Annotated in this window: 14 protein-coding genes and 2 pseudogenes; 11 read left to right on the top strand and 5 right to left on the bottom strand. The window is 54.8% G+C overall.

Translation table 11 applies throughout. The features are described 5' to 3' along the window. Positions 1-23 precede the first annotated feature (23 nt). The 5 genes from ACRXB1_RS00080 (at position 24) to ACRXB1_RS00060 (ending at position 3,677) form a co-directional block, all read left to right on the top strand. Positions 24-371, top strand: a complete 348-nt coding sequence (locus ACRXB1_RS00080) for a copper-binding protein (protein ID WP_449490626.1) — start codon at positions 24-26, stop codon at positions 369-371. 67 nt (positions 372-438) lie between these two features. Continuing rightward, a complete protein-coding gene (copC, locus tag ACRXB1_RS00075; protein ID WP_449490625.1) occupies positions 439-813 on the top strand; it encodes a copper homeostasis periplasmic binding protein CopC in 375 nt (124 codons plus the stop codon). After that, positions 814-1,755 carry a copper resistance D family protein gene (locus tag ACRXB1_RS00070; RefSeq protein ID WP_449490624.1) on the top strand — a complete coding sequence of 314 codons (942 nt, stop codon included), beginning with the start codon at positions 814-816 and terminating at the stop codon, positions 1,753-1,755. Positions 1,756-2,007: 252 nt separating this feature from the next. Next, complete coding sequence (locus ACRXB1_RS00065; RefSeq protein WP_449490623.1) at positions 2,008-2,226, top strand: hypothetical protein; 219 nt, start codon at positions 2,008-2,010, stop codon at positions 2,224-2,226. Positions 2,227-2,408: 182 nt separating this feature from the next. Further along, positions 2,409-3,677, top strand: a complete 1,269-nt coding sequence (locus ACRXB1_RS00060; protein WP_449490622.1) for an acyltransferase family protein — start codon at positions 2,409-2,411, stop codon at positions 3,675-3,677. A gap of 101 nt (positions 3,678-3,778) precedes the next feature. On the opposite strand, the gene ACRXB1_RS00055 is transcribed toward ACRXB1_RS00060, so the two are convergent. Genes ACRXB1_RS00055 through ACRXB1_RS00045 form a run of 3 tightly spaced genes read right to left on the bottom strand, consistent with a single transcriptional unit; the run spans position 3,779 to position 5,756 of the window. Next, positions 3,779-4,276, bottom strand: coding sequence for a TPM domain-containing protein (locus ACRXB1_RS00055; protein ID WP_449490621.1), 498 nt, complete (start codon positions 4,274-4,276; stop codon positions 3,779-3,781). A gap of 2 nt (positions 4,277-4,278) precedes the next feature. Next, positions 4,279-5,139 (bottom strand): TPM domain-containing protein, encoded by an 861-nt coding sequence (locus tag ACRXB1_RS00050; protein ID WP_449490620.1) that lies wholly within the window; start codon positions 5,137-5,139, stop codon positions 4,279-4,281. Further along, complete coding sequence (locus tag ACRXB1_RS00045) at positions 5,136-5,756, bottom strand: LemA family protein (protein ID WP_449490619.1); 621 nt, start codon at positions 5,754-5,756, stop codon at positions 5,136-5,138. Before ACRXB1_RS00045 ends, ACRXB1_RS00050 begins: the two co-directional genes overlap by 4 nt. A gap of 522 nt (positions 5,757-6,278) precedes the next feature. Here ACRXB1_RS00045 and ACRXB1_RS00040 point away from each other — a divergent pair. The 3 genes from ACRXB1_RS00040 to ACRXB1_RS00030 all read left to right on the top strand — a co-directional run bounded on the left by ACRXB1_RS00040 (position 6,279) and on the right by ACRXB1_RS00030 (position 9,514). Then, entirely contained in the window at positions 6,279-6,533 is a 255-nt protein-coding gene (locus ACRXB1_RS00040; protein WP_449490618.1) for a DUF2933 domain-containing protein, read from the top strand. Further along, entirely contained in the window at positions 6,517-7,170 is a 654-nt protein-coding gene (locus ACRXB1_RS00035) for a methyltransferase family protein (RefSeq protein ID WP_449490617.1), read from the top strand. Before ACRXB1_RS00040 ends, ACRXB1_RS00035 begins: the two co-directional genes overlap by 17 nt. A 121-nt stretch (positions 7,171-7,291) precedes the next feature. Beyond that, positions 7,292-9,514: a copper-transporting P-type ATPase gene (locus tag ACRXB1_RS00030; protein WP_449490616.1), complete on the top strand. Its 2,223-nt coding sequence runs from the start codon at positions 7,292-7,294 to the stop codon at positions 9,512-9,514. 863 nt (positions 9,515-10,377) lie between these two features. On the opposite strand, the pseudogene ACRXB1_RS00025 reads toward ACRXB1_RS00030, so the two are convergent. Together ACRXB1_RS00025 and ACRXB1_RS00020 are read right to left on the bottom strand one after the other, a co-directional pair. Then, positions 10,378-11,060 (bottom strand): annotated as a pseudogene (locus tag ACRXB1_RS00025) (cation diffusion facilitator family transporter); the annotation flags it as partial. A 379-nt stretch (positions 11,061-11,439) separates the two neighbouring features. Next, positions 11,440-11,820, bottom strand: coding sequence for a helix-turn-helix domain-containing transcriptional regulator (locus ACRXB1_RS00020; RefSeq protein ID WP_449490615.1), 381 nt, complete (start codon positions 11,818-11,820; stop codon positions 11,440-11,442). A gap of 1,201 nt (positions 11,821-13,021) precedes the next feature. On the opposite strand from ACRXB1_RS00020, the gene ACRXB1_RS00015 reads away from it, so the two are divergent. The 3 genes and pseudogenes from ACRXB1_RS00015 to ACRXB1_RS00005 all read left to right on the top strand — a co-directional run. Next, positions 13,022-15,004 (top strand): copper resistance system multicopper oxidase, encoded by a 1,983-nt coding sequence (locus ACRXB1_RS00015; protein ID WP_449490614.1) that lies wholly within the window; start codon positions 13,022-13,024, stop codon positions 15,002-15,004. Further along, positions 15,001-16,020, top strand: a complete 1,020-nt coding sequence (locus ACRXB1_RS00010) for a copper resistance protein B (protein ID WP_449490613.1) — start codon at positions 15,001-15,003, stop codon at positions 16,018-16,020. The genes ACRXB1_RS00015 and ACRXB1_RS00010 overlap by 4 nt, the downstream gene beginning before the upstream one ends. 222 nt (positions 16,021-16,242) lie before the next feature. Next, positions 16,243-16,761, top strand: a pseudogene (locus tag ACRXB1_RS00005) (transposase); the annotation flags it as partial.

The following is a 16,761-nucleotide window of genomic DNA, read 5'->3' as shown; positions in this document are numbered from 1 at the left end:
TAACGCAATGGACGGAGCACGAGATGAAAAAAGCAATCGTATCGATGATGGTGGGCGCTGTCTTCGCGACCTCGGGCGCGGCCTATGCCGCTGGTGAGATGGGCAACATGGACATGTCCAGCGGCGCCATGAAAAGTGGTGCCGCAAATTCGGCGATGTCGCACGGTGAAGTCAAGAAAGTCGACATGTCGACCGGGAAGATGACCATCAAGCACGGTCCTCTGGAGAATCTCGGCATGGAAGGCATGACGATGGCATTCAAGGTGAAGGACCCGGCGATGCTTTCGCAGGTCAAGGTCGGCGACAAAATTGACTTTGTGGCCGAAGAGGTGAACGGCGCGTTGACGGTGACCAAGCTCGAAAAGAAGTGAAGCCTTCGTTCGCGTGGCCCGTCTCTCGCGGCGTGCCATGCGCCACCCACTGACAGGATAAATCCGAATGAAGCTTTTTAATCAGAAAACAGCCGTTGGGCTTGCCGCCGCTGCCCTGGTCGCGCTAGCGCCGGCAATGGCTTTCGCGCACGGCAAGCTTGAGAACGCGGAGCCTGCCGCCAATGCTATCGTCGACACTGCGCCGCCAAATCTGCGCCTCACGTTCAATGAAGACCTTGAGCCTGCGTTCTCAACTATCAAAGTTGCAGACGCAGGCGGCACTGCGATTGGCGAAGGCAAGGCAAAAATCGACGCGGCGGATAAGAAGGTGCTCACGCTGGCGATTCCGAAGCTTGGCGCCGGCACGTACTCTGTGCAATGGGCAGTGATGACTGGCGACAGTCACAAGTCCAAAGGCACGTACAAGTTTTCGGTGAAGTAAATGAGCTTCGGGCCTCTCGAAATCGCGCGCTTGGTCTTTCTTGCGCTGCAGAGTCTGAGCTTTGCCAGCTTGGTGGGTGTTTTGCTGAGCGCGCGATGGCTGCGAGGCGCTGAGTCCGGCTGGCGACTGCAGGTCAACGGCCGCCTCGCCACCGCGTTCACGCTTTCGGCTATCCTGACCCTCGCCGCGAGCGCTGGTGCCTTCTGGGTTCATTGCGCCCTGATGAGTGAACTACCGATACTTGACGCGTGGCCCGCAGTCGTTTCGATGCTGAGGTCGACCCAGTTCGGTCACGTCTGGGCAATCGGTGCCGGGCTACTGGTCCTTCTTATCGGTCTGTCGGTCATCCGCACGCGGGAGCGGACCATTCGGTTTCAGCCCCTTATCTGGCTCTTGGTTGCTTGCGTCGCCTTGGCAAAAAGTAACGGCGGTCATCCGGTCGATGCGGGAACGTTAAGCCTGCCCGTGTGGGCCGACTGGGTCCACCTCATCGCCATCAGTTCTTGGGTCGGCATTGTTTTCGCCGCGACGTTTATCGTGAATCCGGGGATGATGAAGGCAGGACGAGAGGATTTGTCCGGTGGTGCCTCGTTCGTTCAGTCGGTGTCCGATGCAGCCACCATCGCCCTTATCGCCTTATTCGCGACGGGCGCTTATAACGGCTGGCGTGGGGTGAGTGCTCCCGAAAACTTGCTGGGTTCCTGGTACGGACAGGTTCTCATTCTGAAGCTCGTTCTCGTGCTGATAGCGGCCGGGTTGGGCGGACACAATCGTTTCTTTGAAATGCCATCGCTTTTGGGGTCGCTGAGAAACAGTGAGGTAAGTCATAAGGGGCCCCTTAAGCGGTTCTCGACAATCTTGCACGTTGAATCGTGGGTGTTAATTGGCGTTGTCGCCGTCGCCGCTGTACTCGTATCAAGCCCTTTGCCTGGTACAGAGTAAGCGAGAACGAACCGCATAGCTTTATTGACACGCGGCAAATGCTTGTCTTATGCATCATGCTGCCGATGATGCTGGTGACAGGTATTTGCTTTTGCCCGAGCCCTGTGCTCGGTTTTTTTTGGTTTGTGTCCCCGATGAGACGTGTTCGTGCGTCGAGTCGGCATTCGATGGACCGCCATAGTTTTTAAATGCGCACGGCACAAGACCGTCCACTGCAAGGACTGCGCTGGCGCGCCGCAAATGTGCGACCGAATGCAAATCGATGAATTGAAAAAGACGGTCGGTCAAAGCAATCACGGGGGTGTCGCGGCGCCCGCTCGCCAGCAGTGCAATCTCCCTTCAGCCGGCCGCCCGAAGATGGCGACGGGATTACATTTTAGTCATCTATTTGTCATTGGGCGCGACGAGTTGCCGCCTATTGAGGAGGATTTGGACCCACCAACGGCCTATCGTGAAAAACCCTTTCTATAACTTCGTCGTAGTGAGGTGGATGATAGCGATTTAAATAGGACTGCATGGAAAGAAAAGGCCGTTGGGTCGTTACGACAATTGTGGTCCGTCGCACAACTTGAAGCGCGGTCACGGTGTACGTTGAAGCACTGGAAGACGGCTAAGTGTCAAAACTAGCGCGGGCATTTGGTGACGTTCCATCAATGTCCATTGCGACCAAATTCCCGAGAGGAAAAGTGAAGAACAAGTTTGTCGGGCTCGACCTCCTGCGATTTCTCCTAGCCGTCTATCTGATGGTGTTTCACTCGATTCATCAGTATCCGCAGAGCGCGCAGATTCCTTTCGTGGAACTTTTGAATTTGGGCGGCTTCGCAACCAGTACCTTTTTCTTGCTGTCCGGATTTATTCTGACGCACGTATATTTCGCTCAGTCGTCGGACCTTCGCGGTGGAACGCGAGCGTTCTTTGTTAAGCGGCTGTCAAATCTGTATCCCATCCACCTGTTTTCGCTAGCACTTGTGTTACTCGTTTCGGTGGCCGGCACGCGTGCATTCAGTGAATTTGCCACCCTTTCACTAAGCGACGGCGGCGACGAGCTGGTTCATCTAGGTCAAACAGCGACGGCGTTCAATTTCGTTCTGAATCTTGTGATGGTGCAGGTCTGGAACCCGCCTTACGGTTCCGTGAATCCATCGTCATGGTCGTTAGCGACTCTTCTTTTTTTCTACATCACCTTTCCCTTCCTCGCGCCTCGGATAATGGCGTTTAGAAAGAAGGCCCTGCTATTGTTGCTCTTGTGGGTCGCGTACATGGTTCCACCGATTGTGGCGAGTAGCATGCATTGGTTCGGCCCGGTAGCGGTGGGAATAGTCACCAGAAATCCATTGCTGCGATTGCCGGAATTTGCGAGCGGCATTGTTTTGTATGGCCTGTATCGCGAGCAACGGTTGAGCCTGTTCACCGCGACTGCAGGTCGACGATTCCTTACCCTCGTTTTCGTTGCCCTCAGTTTCGCAGCTGCCGCGTGGCTCGTCGCAGACGGCGCGTTGTTCTGGCGATACATTGTCCACAACGGCGCTTTGATGCCTGCTGAAATGGCATTGGTCATTGTGTGCGCGCCGGCTGCGCTGCCTGTGGGATTTGCAAAACTCTCAGTGAGACTCGGTAACGCCGCGCTATCAATATTCGCGATTCATGCGCCTATCTTTCTTGTGTTGATGAAAGCGCTGAAGCTATTTTCTATAGGAGAGTCACCACTGAATTGCGCCGCACATTTCTCTGCCTGCGTCGCAGCGTCGAAAGACGTTTTACCGAGCATGGCGACGTATCCGCTCTATTTAGTCGGGACTGTTGTCGCCGCTGTGTATTTTCAAGAGTACGTGGTAGCGCCCGTAAGAGATATGATACGCAGGCGTCTCCTTCAAAAGCCGGCGGCACAAGAGTCTATGAAGTCCGCCAGTGCGCAGAATTAGCGAACAAGCTCGTTCGCTTTGCGAGCACGACGGGCTATTGATTGGTATGAGCTATACAGATCAAGCGGCAATCACGAACGTTGCGCCGTTCTTAGGGAGCGTCAGAGCAATACCGGGTCGGACGACAGTTCCTCGAAGGGCGTGAGAGAAGCTGGAAAGTGTCTTTGCAAGAGGGCCGTCACGTCACCGACCCCCTGGACGACACCCGACTCATACCTTGAGTGGCGGAACGCTTCCTCCATCGACCGGCAAATCGACTCCCACTCGCTCGCGTCGACCTTCGCGTGCACTCCTCGGTCAGCAACTATCTCTACGTCGCGGTCAGCAAGAAGGAGATAGATGAGCACCCCGTTGTTCTGTTCGGTGTCCCAGACCCGCAGTTCAGAAAAGACTTCGACTGCCCGTGTTCTCGCATCTTCACCTTTCAGCAGCAAAGCGGAGTGAAGCGCTCCCTCGACTGCAAACCGCACCTGCCCCGCATGCGCCTTATGGCTTACCGCAATTGAGTCTTCTATTGCCGATAAGGTACGGGGTGGAAAGGCAAGGGCGACTCTCCACCGGTTCATCAACAAATGTTTGAACACACGTTTTAGATTCATGGTTACCACCTTCCCGATGCGCCGCCGCCGCCAAAGCTCCCGCCGCCGCCGCCGAATCCCCCACGGCCGGACCCATTGCCAAGCCTGCCACCCTGCCCCCCGATAGCCCGCCCTCCAACGTATGCGCCAAGCCCGCTACCGAATAATGTGAACCCAAGTGCAATTGCGCCTGCAACTATCGCGATTAAAATACCGCTTGATAGAAACCACGCGACAACACTTACCCCCGCTCCTGTCACAATAGCGCCAGGGAGGCGTCCTAGCAGGCTTCGAAGGACGCCTCCGATGACAATTGTCATCACGAAAAGAGCAGGTAGATAACGCATCGGATTTCCGTCGATTCCTCCCGCGCGCTGAGTCGGCTGCGGCAATGGCTCACCATCGATAACGCTCATCATGCTGTCCAGGCCCGCATCGATGCCGCCGTAGAAGTCACCCTGTTTAAAGCTTGGCACGATGGTTTCACTAATGATGCGTTTGCTCGTGGCATCGTTGAGCGCGCCCTCGAGGCCATAACCCACCTCGATACGGAGGGTGCGGTCATTTTTAGCGATGATAAGAAGGGCTCCATCGTCGATGCTCTTTCGTCCCAACTTCCACTGTTCGACGACGCGCTGCGAGTATTGTTCGATGGTCTCAGGTTCAGTGGAAGTCACAACGAGGACGGAGATTTGACTTCCTTTCTTTGCCTCGAACTCTTGCAACTTTCGTTCAAGTGACGAGCGTTGCTCGCTCGTCAATGTAGATGTTTCATCCGTCACCCGTGCCGTCAGTGCGGGAATTGGTGTATCTGCGCTCGCCGCATACGACCAAATCGCCGCGAAAATTAATAGCAGTACCCTCAGCGCTCTTCTCGTGTTCATTTCGTGGCTCCGCTGGCCGGCTGCGGTGGCGCATTGAAATCTACCACCGGGGGACGCGCAATTTCCGCTTCGTTCTGCACCGAAAAGTTTGCTTTTTCGTTGTAGTTAAACGCTTTAGCCGTAAGGTTGGACGGGAACGAACGTATGGCCACGTTGTAGTCTTGCACCGCCTTGATGTAACGGTTTCGTGCAACGGTGATGCGATTTTCAGTTCCCTCAAGCTGAGCTTGCAGGTCACGGAAATTTGCATCTGACTTCAGTTGCGGATAATTCTCGGACACAACCAAAAGCCGCGACAGCGTGGACGATAATTGCGCTTGTGCCGCTTCGAATTTTGCGAAAGCCTGGGGGTCGTTGACGAGTTCAGAGCTTGCTTGAACGGAGCCGACTTTCGCACGAGCCTCAGTCACGCGGATGAACACGTCCTTTTCCTGGTTGGCGTAGCCCTTGACCGTATTGACGAGGTTGGGAACCAGGTCAGCCCGACGTTGATACTGGTTCAACACTTCTGACCAGCTTGCTTTCACCTGCTCGTCTTTGCTTTGGATGGAGTTATAACCGCAGCCGGTAAGAGAAAGCAGGACAAGCGTTATCAGACTCAGAAAAATGGCACGCATTAGAACTCCTGCGGGTCGTATAAGGTCCGCTGCAACCGCAATTGCCGCCTTGTTGACCTATTCTTGTTGCAAACATCGTAGGTTGGCTGGTGTAAACCCGGCTGGCTACGGTTGAACTAACACTGAAAGTGTATGCCTTGCACGCACATATTTAGTGACGCAAATCAATTAAACATGGGCAGACGCTGGCACCGTGGCCCGCGTCGTTGCGAAAAAACGATTGCAACGACGGTCTTTGGGAACCTGACGAGCACCATCCGCTTTTAATTGACTTGAGACAAGAAAATAGTTGCTTTTGGGCCTACTGTAGTTACAGAGTTCGCCGAGAACTTGTCTGCAGCGCGTTGCGAAGCGTCGTAAAAACGTGAACCGCGGCGAGCAAGATGCAGGCGTCCTAAGCACTTGCCCATAGCTCATCCGTACTGGGCGAAGTGCTCAATTTTGATGTGCTCGTAGCATGATGAGTTATGTACGGAGAATAGCCGCAACCCACGGAAAAGCACGCTGCCTAAGGAGCTTGGAATGAATACGCATCCCGACGAAGCACAACCGTTCTGGAAATCCCGAGGCGCAATCGTGTTCCTCGGGTTCGCGGCGATTGCTTTCTTCTTTATGTTTTCGGAACACCGCAGCCATTTTCTCGGTGCGTTGCCCTTTGTACTGTTGCTGTCCTGTCCGCTGATGCACGTATTCATGCACCATGGAAAAAACCACAACGCGCATACCAGGGTTGAGGCGGTCAAAGCTAAGGGAGAGCACGATGGCACCCTCAGCTAGTGATTATGGACTTTGGCACTTGGTCGTTATCAACTCCCTATTCTTCATCATTTTCGCGTACAGTTTTTTCAAGCCCACCAGGTTTCGCGATTGGCGGACCTTCGGTGGCTTTTCGGCGTTCATCATCGCGTTGTTTGCTGAAATGTACGGTTTTCCCCTCACCGTTTATCTGCTGTCAGGTTGGCTTGAACCGCGCTTTCCGCAGACTAATCTCTTTTCGCACGACGCGGGGCATATTTGGTGGATGATGTCGGGGCGTCATGGAAATCCGCACCTTGGAATTCCGCACGTTCTAAGTTTCGTGTTCATTCTGGGCGGGTTCTACCTGCTGAGTGTTTCTTGGCACGTGCTATTCAGCGCACAGCGGAGAAACGAGCTTGCCACGGCTGGGCCATACCAGCGAGTCCGGCATCCTCAATACGTCGCTTTCGTGCTCGTGATGTTTGGGTTCCTTCTGCAATGGGCCACGTTGCTTACGTTGGTCATGTTCGGGATTTTGGTGATGATGTACGTTCGGCTCGCGTTGAGCGAAGAGAAGAAGTCGGCTTTCCAATTCGGGCAAGCTTGGCAGGACTACGCGACCCGAACGCACCGTTTCGTTCCAACGGTGACCTTCACGATTCCCGCTGGCGCCTGACAACTTTTTCTTCCGAGCGCGTCGAGCTTGCCAGTGAACGGTTTGAGGGGCCCGATTGAGCTTGAAATTCTCATGCGCTACGCGAATCGCAAAAAATGCGGGACCACACTCCGGACGCAATATGACTTCCACGAATTTGCCGATTTCTGCCTTGCATACGCCAGCGCCAGGACATGACGCTGTCTACACGTGTCCAATGCATTCTCAGATAAGGTTGCCGAATCCAGGTTCCTGCCCTATCTGCGGCATGACCTTAGAGCTAGTCATGCCCGTCGCGGAAGAGGAGTCTTCAGCGGAACTGACGAGCATGACTCGCCGCTTCTGGGTTGCGCTAGTTCTCTCGGTACCATTGCTGTGGTTGACGATGGGTCATGACCTTCGGCTTCCAGACCTAAACGGAGTCATCAATCGCTTGGCAGCGACTCTGCGACTTCCACTCGTCGAGTCCATGTCGTGGGCTCAATATGCGCAGGCCTTACTGGCTACGCCGGTGGTGTTGTGGGCGGGCTGGCCGTTTCTCGAGCGGGGCTGGAAATCGTTTATGACTTGGCAGTTGAATATGTTTAGCCTCGTGGGTCTCGGCGTCGGCGCAGCATATTTCTTCAGCCTTTACGTTTTAGTTTTCCCCGCGAGCCTTCCTCAGGCTTTTCGGCAAGGTATGCAGTTGCCACTGTATTTTGAGGCCGCGTCTTTGATTGTCGCGCTGATTTTGCTCGGACAAGTGCTGGAGCTTCGGGCGCGCTCGCGAACCTCAACCGCACTAAAGGACTTGTTAAAGCTAGCCCCAAATACTGCGGTCAGAGTAGGAGCGAATGGCGCAGATGAGGTGGTTCCGCTTGATGCTGTTGCAGTTGGTGACACCCTTCGCGTCAAGCCCGGGTCGAAGGTCCCGGTCGATGGGTTGGTAATTGAAGGCCGGTCAAGCGTCGACGAGTCGATGATTACCGGGGAGGCCATGCCGGTTGAAAAGGTAGTCGGTAGCAAAGCAACCGGCGCTACCGTAAATCAGACCGGCTCGTTCCTTATGAAAGCCGAGAGAGTCGGGTCTGAGACACTACTCGCACGAATCGTCGAAATGGTCTCGGAGGCAGGGCGGTCCCGAGCGCCGATTCAAAAGCTGGCCGACGAAGTGTCTGGATGGTTCGTGCTGGCTGTTATAGCAATTGCTGTCATGTCTTTTATTGTGTGGGCAATTTGGGGCCCCGCGCCGGCGCTTTCTCATGCCCTCGTGGTCGCAATCAGCGTGTTGATAATCGCGTGCCCTTGCGCCCTCGGTTTGGCCACACCAGTATCGATTATCGTCGGCGTCGGCAGAGGTGCGAAACAAGGCGTTCTGATTAAGGATGCGGAAGCACTGGAGCTGATGGAGAAGGTCGATACGCTGGTGGTCGACAAGACGGGAACGCTCACGGAAGGAAAACCTCAGGTGCAGACGGTTACAGCTCTCAACGGTTTCGCCGAAGAGCTTGTTTTGGCGTACGCCGCCAGCCTTGAAGGACAGAGTGAGCATCCGCTAGCACAGGCCATCGTCACGCGTGCGCGCGACCGCAACGTAGCGTTGATTTCCGTTTCGTCGTTTGACTCGGTGACCGGTAAAGGGGTACGCGGAACAGTGGAAGGCCGGACGGTTTTACTCGGCAATGCGAGCTTGATGGACGAAGCGAAAGCCGATTACGCGGTTGCAAGCGTTGATGTGGACCGGCTGCGAGCAGACGCACAGACGGTTATGTATTTGGCTGTCGACGGAAAACTGGCTGGCTACCTAGCGGTTTCCGACCCCGTAAAGGCGTCGACGCCGGAAGCTGTTCGTCTGCTTCGAAATTCTGGTATCAAGATAATCATGGTCACCGGCGACAACCCTGTAACAGCTAACGCGGTCGCAAAGGCGCTGACGTTAGATGGCGTGGAGGCCGGCGTCCTGCCGCAAGACAAGTACAAATTCGTTCAAACGCTGCAGCAGCAAGGGCATGTGGTCGCAATGGCCGGCGATGGCGTCAACGATGCGCCTGCGCTGGCGCAAGCGAACGTCGGCATCGCAATGGGAACGGGTACCGATGTCGCGATGAATAGCGCCCGTGTCGTGCTGGTCAAAGGGGACCTTCGCGGAATTGCCACAGCGCGACTGCTGAGCGTAGCGACGATGCGTAACATTCGCCAGAACTTGTTCTTCGCGTTTGCCTATAACCTGATTGGAATACCCGTAGCGGCTGGTGTTCTCTATCCATGGCTAGGCCTGCTGCTGAGTCCCATTATCGCCAGCGCCGCGATGGCGTTGAGTTCCGTTTCGGTAATTGGAAATGCGCTTCGCCTTAAGGCGGCGAAATTCCACGGCGCAACCGCTTGATGCGAACACCGCATATCGCGTGTTGATGGCCTCTCGCACGAGCGCGGTGAATGTCAGCCGATACGGCTGTGAGATTCAGGAACGAAGGGACGACCTCTCTCTTGGCGATGATTGTTCCCGTGCCACAAACCTGGTGAAGCCGGGGCTAAATTTGCAACGCCCTTGAAGTTGTTGCGGCCCGAGATGTACAGTACACGCGCGTTATGACGTCCGCTGACGGAATTTGTCTTTCGGGGTACAACACATACTCGTCCTACGCTTGACCTACACAAAGCCACGCGACGTCGACGCAAAGCAGTTCGGAAAGGCCCCGACATTGGACGCCCGTCGGGACGGTCACGCCGGCGCGCCATAGAGTCACGTCGTGCTCCGGGACACCAAGACGTTGAGCAACACGCTTCGAAGGTATCTTTAAACGTTTGAGAGTCATATCCAGTCTTGCCGCGAACGCCCGCCTGCAAACCGCGTCGGCGAGAGAACTGTCGAAGTACGCGGTTTTGTTCATTTAAGGTTTTAAGTCCGCAATGGCCTCGCGCCGTGGGAACGCCACCGAAAATTGCTGTATCAGCCGGCTAAGGAGGGACATTCGGCGCTTCGGATGGTTCAAAGATTCCGCGGGCAAAACAATAGGCTGCGGTCGTTCGAGCCGCAACGCGTGTGTGTTCGTTTCCGAGTGTGCTATGGGGGGCATGTCTTCTTAGCGCACGAACATGTTCCCTGACTTCGGACAATTCTTCAGTGGTTTAAGTTGTGGGCGGCGCAATCGGCAAGGGCTTAATCCTCTCGCCGCGAACCAGCCGCTAAAAACGTCGACGCGTGGCATGTTGTGACTTCACAGTGCCTTTCGGACTGGTTGCGGAGCATCATCTCGCGGCCTGAGCGGGTTGTACTTCGACTGTGACGTGCGAGAGTCCTTTGAAACGTTCGAGAATCGCGTGGAAAAAACGTGAATCGTGCTGCGACTCGTTGGTGGTAACCGACACCACCGCGCTCATATGGCCAGGTCCGACCCGCCAAACGTGCAGGTCGACAACATTGTCGCCGTTGCCTTCAATCGCACGACGCACATTCTCGCCATCCGCTGGTCGGGGCTCATGTCGAGCAGAATTGCGCCAGTGTCTCGCATCAAACCGTAGGACCAGTTTGCAACAACCAATGCGCCAATGACGCCGGCAAGCGGGTCCGTCCAAAGCCACCCAAACGTGCGTGCCAGAACAAGACCGATGATAGCCAGCACTGCAACCGCCGCATCCGCTATGACGTGAATGTAGGCAGACCGGATGTTGTGGTCACGAGTCGTTGCGTCCCGCGCTTTATCGCGGTGCTCGTGTTCTTCGAATTCCACTTCATGCTTGCCATCCGCCAGTCGAACGTTGGCTTTGAATGCGTGCGGCTCCGGAATTTCTTGAATGGATTCCAGATAGCCGCCACGGTCCGCCAGCTCGAATACCTGTCGGGTTCCGTTCGGTCGGATGGTCGTGATAAACACCGCAGACGAGTCTAGTCGCAAATTTCCGTCTGCCGGAGTAATCCGGCACACTGGGGGCCATCACCGACATACGCATCAATGAGCTTAGGGATGCCTGGTTAAAGCTGACAATTCATGGCTCGGCACCTGGCCGTCTGCGGCAAACAGAACAGCAGAACGTGAAACAGCGGCAGAATCACGTAGCTTCCAAAGGGCCAAGATTGACTCGGAGTACCGATTAAGCTGTCAAAGAATTATAAACCTTGCATTCTTGGATGGTTATGGCCGCGCCGCATAGCTGTTGGCATCCTGAGCGCATAATGTCTTAGCCGACCGGGGTAACGCTCTGTCGATTCACGGTGTCTGCGACATTTAAAGGTTTCACCTACTTTCTCTGCCCCGGAGCAGGATAAACTAGCGTTGTTATTAAGCGACCTGTACTACCGCGAAGCATGCCTTAATCGGAACTTGAGTCGCGATTGCGCTTCGGTGCGCCTATTTTCAGTGCTTCTAGTTGAACTGATGGGACTGCACTCTCCACTGAAAGTCTCAAACCGACGATACGCAACAGGGCAAGCAGAGTATCTAGTCTTGGATTTCCGTCAGCAGACAACGATCGATAAACGGTAGCACGGCTCACACCGGTTGCCCTCGCAACGGCGCCGAGCCCGCCGTATGCTTCCGCGACCAAACGTAACGCGATCAGCGCGCTTCCTTTTTCGTCCGGGCAACTGACGCTTTCCATCGCATTTTTCACATACGCAACCGTGAGCTTCCTGTCAGCAGCAAGTTCGGCCAAAAGCCGCACGTATCCAGCGTTTTCGTTATCCCTTTTCATGCGCATCGCCTTTGATTGGATAATACGTCATTGTTCGCTGAACATGGACGGGTGACCCGGTTCGAGATAAACAATGAGTACGATCAAATGGAAGTCTTTTTGTGGGCGCTTCGACATGACGGCCGCGTTTTGTGGTTGTTCTCTAATATGACGGCAACTGAATGATGATTTTGACTTCTCTGCCGTAAATCATACTTAGCTTCTGTGACGTACATCATTTTTCGAAGTCGGTTCATTCAAGTAAGAACAGTTCTCATGCCACCTTGTAGCTATACTGCAAAGGCGAAGCCTATCGACCACAGAGAGCGCGGCCGGCCTCAAGAGATATTCAATAATTCTTCCACGGCGTCGCCCACGCTATTCTCGGCTATTTAACCACGCACTTGCGTTCACAGCGTTCAATTAGCAAAACTAAATTTCTAAGTGGGAATTTAGCTAAATTCTGGACATACCCTCTCTCGCGAAACGAATTTAAGGAAAATCCTAAACCGATTTTCGCGATTGAAACAGCATTCATCTGCGGTAGCCTTTCGACGCACGTGTTTATCCGGATATGACGCCGCTGCGATTAATAGACTTTCCTGCTTCGACTTGTTTATGCTCCAGCTTGCTCTCAGCACTTAAAAACGGTTGGCTTGCTTTCATCGACACTACCGACGCAGTTCAGATCCAATCGGCCAAAGTCTCTACCACCAAATTAGCCGCTAAAAGGGGAAAGCCAAAATAGAAACCACGCCGACGGTTTGTTTATGTTGAACACGGATGGCATTCATCTATCAATAATTAAAATATAGACGGATTGTCGGAGACTTAGTTTACGGCATCCGTTGTGCGAGACAGATTAAAGCATACCTGATGATTTTGTCGATGGTCAACCTTTACAGTCTGTCTTTTAGATTGCGTCTGGGTTACCGTTTTGCCATTTATTTGCCATCTGAAATTTAGAAGCCGATTTCTCCTTTTCAACAGCGTGCTGTGACGTTAATCTCATCCTTAAGCAATGTAGAAGTGCCTCACGACGGCACATTGCTTGCGTTGTGTGGCTTGTCCGGGTCGACTGACCGGTTTTTGTTTGGCCTCTACCACGGCGCTCACTTGAGCAGGTAGCAACGGCGGGAATTTTTGTGTCGTTCCCGAACGTACAGTTTCGCCGTTACAGGGACGGCCCAGTGGGACTATTTTTTTGTTAGGAGATGCAAACGTGAGTAAGGTAACTTTCCCCAACGTTCCTAAAGCCAACAACGTGGGGCGGCGTCGGTTTGTGCAGGGTCTGGCTACGGGCGGTTTGGTCGCCGGGGTCGGAGCGTGGCCGTTGGTTAGCCGAGCGGCTAACTCCAAGAGCGGACCTCATGAACTGAGCGGCACGCACTTTGAACTCACAATCGATTCGACTCCTATCAACTACACAGGCCGCACTCGACCGAGCACTTCCGTCAACGGCTCGATTCCGGCGCCGACACTCAGATGGAAGCAGGGTAGCGAAGTCACAATGCGCGTCACAAATCGGCTCGCTGTCCCGACTTCAATCCATTGGCACGGTGTGCTTGTGCCGTTTGGCATGGACGGCGTGCCCGGTATTAGCTTTCCAGGCATTCAACCAGGCGAGACGTTCACATATAACTTTCTCGTGCGGCAGGCAGGAACGTACTGGTATCACAGCCACAGTCGATTCCAAGAGCAAACGGGGCTCTATGGGCCCCTAATTATCGAGCCGGCTAGCGGTGAGAGCATTCGTACCGACCGTGACTACGTCGTGATGCTCAGCGACTGGACCGATGAGAATCCAGAGCGAATCATGGAGAAGCTCAAAGTCTCGAGCGATTACTACAACTATCAGATGCCGACCGCGCCTGATTTCTTCCACGACGTGAAGCAGATGGGGATGAAAGCGGCATTAATTAAACGGCGGATGTGGAACCAAATGCGCATGAATCCGACTGACTTTCACGATGTCTCCGGGGCCACTTACACCTACCTAGCAAACGGCGTTACGCCCGCGGGTAATTGGACAGGTATCGTTCGAGCGGGCGAAAAGGTACGACTTCGGTTTATCAATGGTTCGTCGGAAACGTTCTTTGACGTCCGCATTCCCGGGTTGAAGATGACGGTCGTCTCGGCTGACGGCCAGGAGGTAAAGCCAGTCCCGGTCGATGAATTTCGAATTGCTGTCGCCGAGACCTATGACGTCGTAGTCGACATACCTGACGATAAGGCATACACCATCTTCTGCCAATCCATGGACCGAAGTGGGTATGCGCGCGCCACGCTTGCCCCGAGCGCTGGCATGCAGGCCGCTGTTCCACGTATCGACCCGAAGACTTGGTTGACCATGGATGACATGGGCATGGGGGATATGCAAGGTATGGACGGGATGTCGGACATGGGCGGCGACAAAGCAATGGGTGACATGAAGGGTATGGACGATGGAAAAGGTAAGAGCGACAAGAAGGGCATGCCTGATATGCAAGGCATGGGTGATGGGGAAGACATGTCGAACATGAAGGGCATGGGCGACGGGAAACGCACGGGTGATATGAAGAGCATGTCCGACGGGAAGGGCATGGGTGATGCGGAAGACACGTCCAACATGAAGGGCATGGGCAACGGGAAAGGTATGGGCGATATGAATCGCAGGTCCGGCATGGGCAGTAAGAATGGCGGGAACGGTATGGGAGAAACCGCGCTAGGCACGGGGCCATCGGTTGATGCCCGACCCATGACCGTGTCAGGCTCTCTCAGCGACCCGGGACCACGGCTGCGTGGCAACGGACGGAGGGTGCTCACATACGCCGATCTGCGCACAGTTGGAGGTCCGCTTGACAGCCGCGCGCCGAGCAGGGAAATCACGCTGCGCCTAACTGGAAACATGCAACGCTTTATTTGGGGGTTCGACGGAAAGAAGTTTTCCGAGTCGGAGCCCGTTGTCTTCAAGTACGGCGAGAGACTACGCATCACGCTTATCAACGACACGATGATGAACCACCCAATCCACCTTCACGGCATGTTCAGTGAACTCGAAGATGAGGACGGGAAGTTTCTCGTTCGAAAGCACACCATAAACGTTCAGCCTAGTAAGCGCGTGAGTTATCTTGTCACGGCGGACGCACCAGGGCAGTGGGCGTTCCACTGTCACCTGCTGTATCACATGGAGGCGGGCATGTTCCGTCAGGTGGTGGTTGCATGAGCCTCAATCAATCGCGCGTGTCCGTTCCCGCTGACACTCAGAAATGGGCTGTATCGCTTGCATGCGTCGCTCTGGTCACAGCGTCGTCAGCATCTTGGGCTGCCGGTGATATGTCGCAGATGGACGGGATGCCCGACATGAAAGGCATGGGGAATATGAACATGCCTAGCAAGAAGCCGACTGACACATCACCGACATCGCCAGCAACTGCCGAACCGAAGCAAAACGCCGGCGCCGCGCAGGCTGAAGGCAGCGGTTCTGCGAACCCGGAGGGCGTAGACCCTTCTCTTGGCCAAGCGAACCGCATTATAAAGGTGGATGAACCGCCCATTCACATGAACAACCCAAGCCAAGGTATGCACATGCCGGGCATGGACATGGCCGACAACGCCGTCTACCACCAACTCCTCATCAATCAACTTGAGTATATAAAGTCGGCCGGTGGTCAGGGCCTTTCGTGGGATGCCGAAGCCTGGCTAGGCGGCGATATTAACAGGCTGTGGCTCAAAAGCTCGGGGCAGAGGCTTTATGGGAAGACCGATGACGCTCGCGTTGAAGCGCTCGTATCTCACGCGTACTCAACCTACTGGAATGCGCAAGCCGGCGTTAGGCACGATTTCGGAAACGGACCGACGCGGGACTGGGCGGCTATTGGCGTCGAAGGCCTCGCGCCGTACTTCTTCAACGTCCAGGCTACGGGCTATATCGGGACGTCGGGCCGAACAGCGATGCAATTCAAGACATCGTATGACTTCCTGCTCTCGCAAAGGCTTTTCTTGACTCCAGAAGCGGAGCTGAACGTGTACGGGAAGTCGGACCCTGAGAGAGAAATTGGCAGTGGTATATCAGACATTAGGTTCGGATTGCGGCTGCGCTACGAGGTACGTCGCGAAATAGCCCCGTACGTCGGACTTGTCTGGGGGCGGCGCTTCGGCCGTACGGCAGATTTTTCCAGGCGCGATGGTGAGCCCGTGACCGACAAGGAGCTCGTAGTGGGCATCCAACTCTGGTATTGAGTTTCAAACGGAAGATGAGGATGCCTTTAGGCATCCTCATCCGAACCGATCCACCTCAGCATGCCTAACGCTTATGCAGACAGGGCGCGCCTATCCCTTCATATGTTTTGGGGACGAGGTTTCCAAGTCGAAGAAGCAGCGCATTGCTCACCACGCTGACACTGAGGTCGGCTGAAAAAAGTGGACGCCAACATTCCGTAGAATTGAGGAATGGAGGCATTGATGAAGCGAATCCCGAAGGCTGTGTACACGAAGGAATTTCGTGAAGAAGCAGTAAAACTGACAATGACTGACGGAGTGGGCGTGTCTGAAGCTGCCCGTCGATTGTCAATATCGATGAAGACGTTGGCGAACTGGGTTCGCGCCGCAAAGGACGGCAAGCTGGAGAACGTCGGGCAAACCCAGAAACCACTGACTGAGATCGAGGCGGAGCTGAGCCGGCTCAAGCGAGAGTTGGCAGAAGTGAAGATGGAGCGCGATCTGTTAAAAAAGTTTGCAACGTACTTCGCGAAGGAGTCGCGGTGAAGTACGGCGCAATTGAGCAGATGCGACAGCAGTACCCTGTGCCGCCGATGTGCCGGTTCCTGGGCGTGTCCACGAGTGGCTACTATGCTTGGCGCAAACGGCCGCTGTCGTTGCACGCGCAGCAGGAGTCTCGGCTCGAAGCGCAGGTGCGTGCAGCTCACGAGCGTAGCCGACAAACCTTCGGCCCGGAACGGCTACAGAAGGATCTGGCGAACC

The organism is Caballeronia sp. M23-90 (assembly GCF_053574605.1).
Note: the sequence above shows the minus strand (reverse complement) of the source record. Positions and strands in the feature narration are given on the sequence as shown.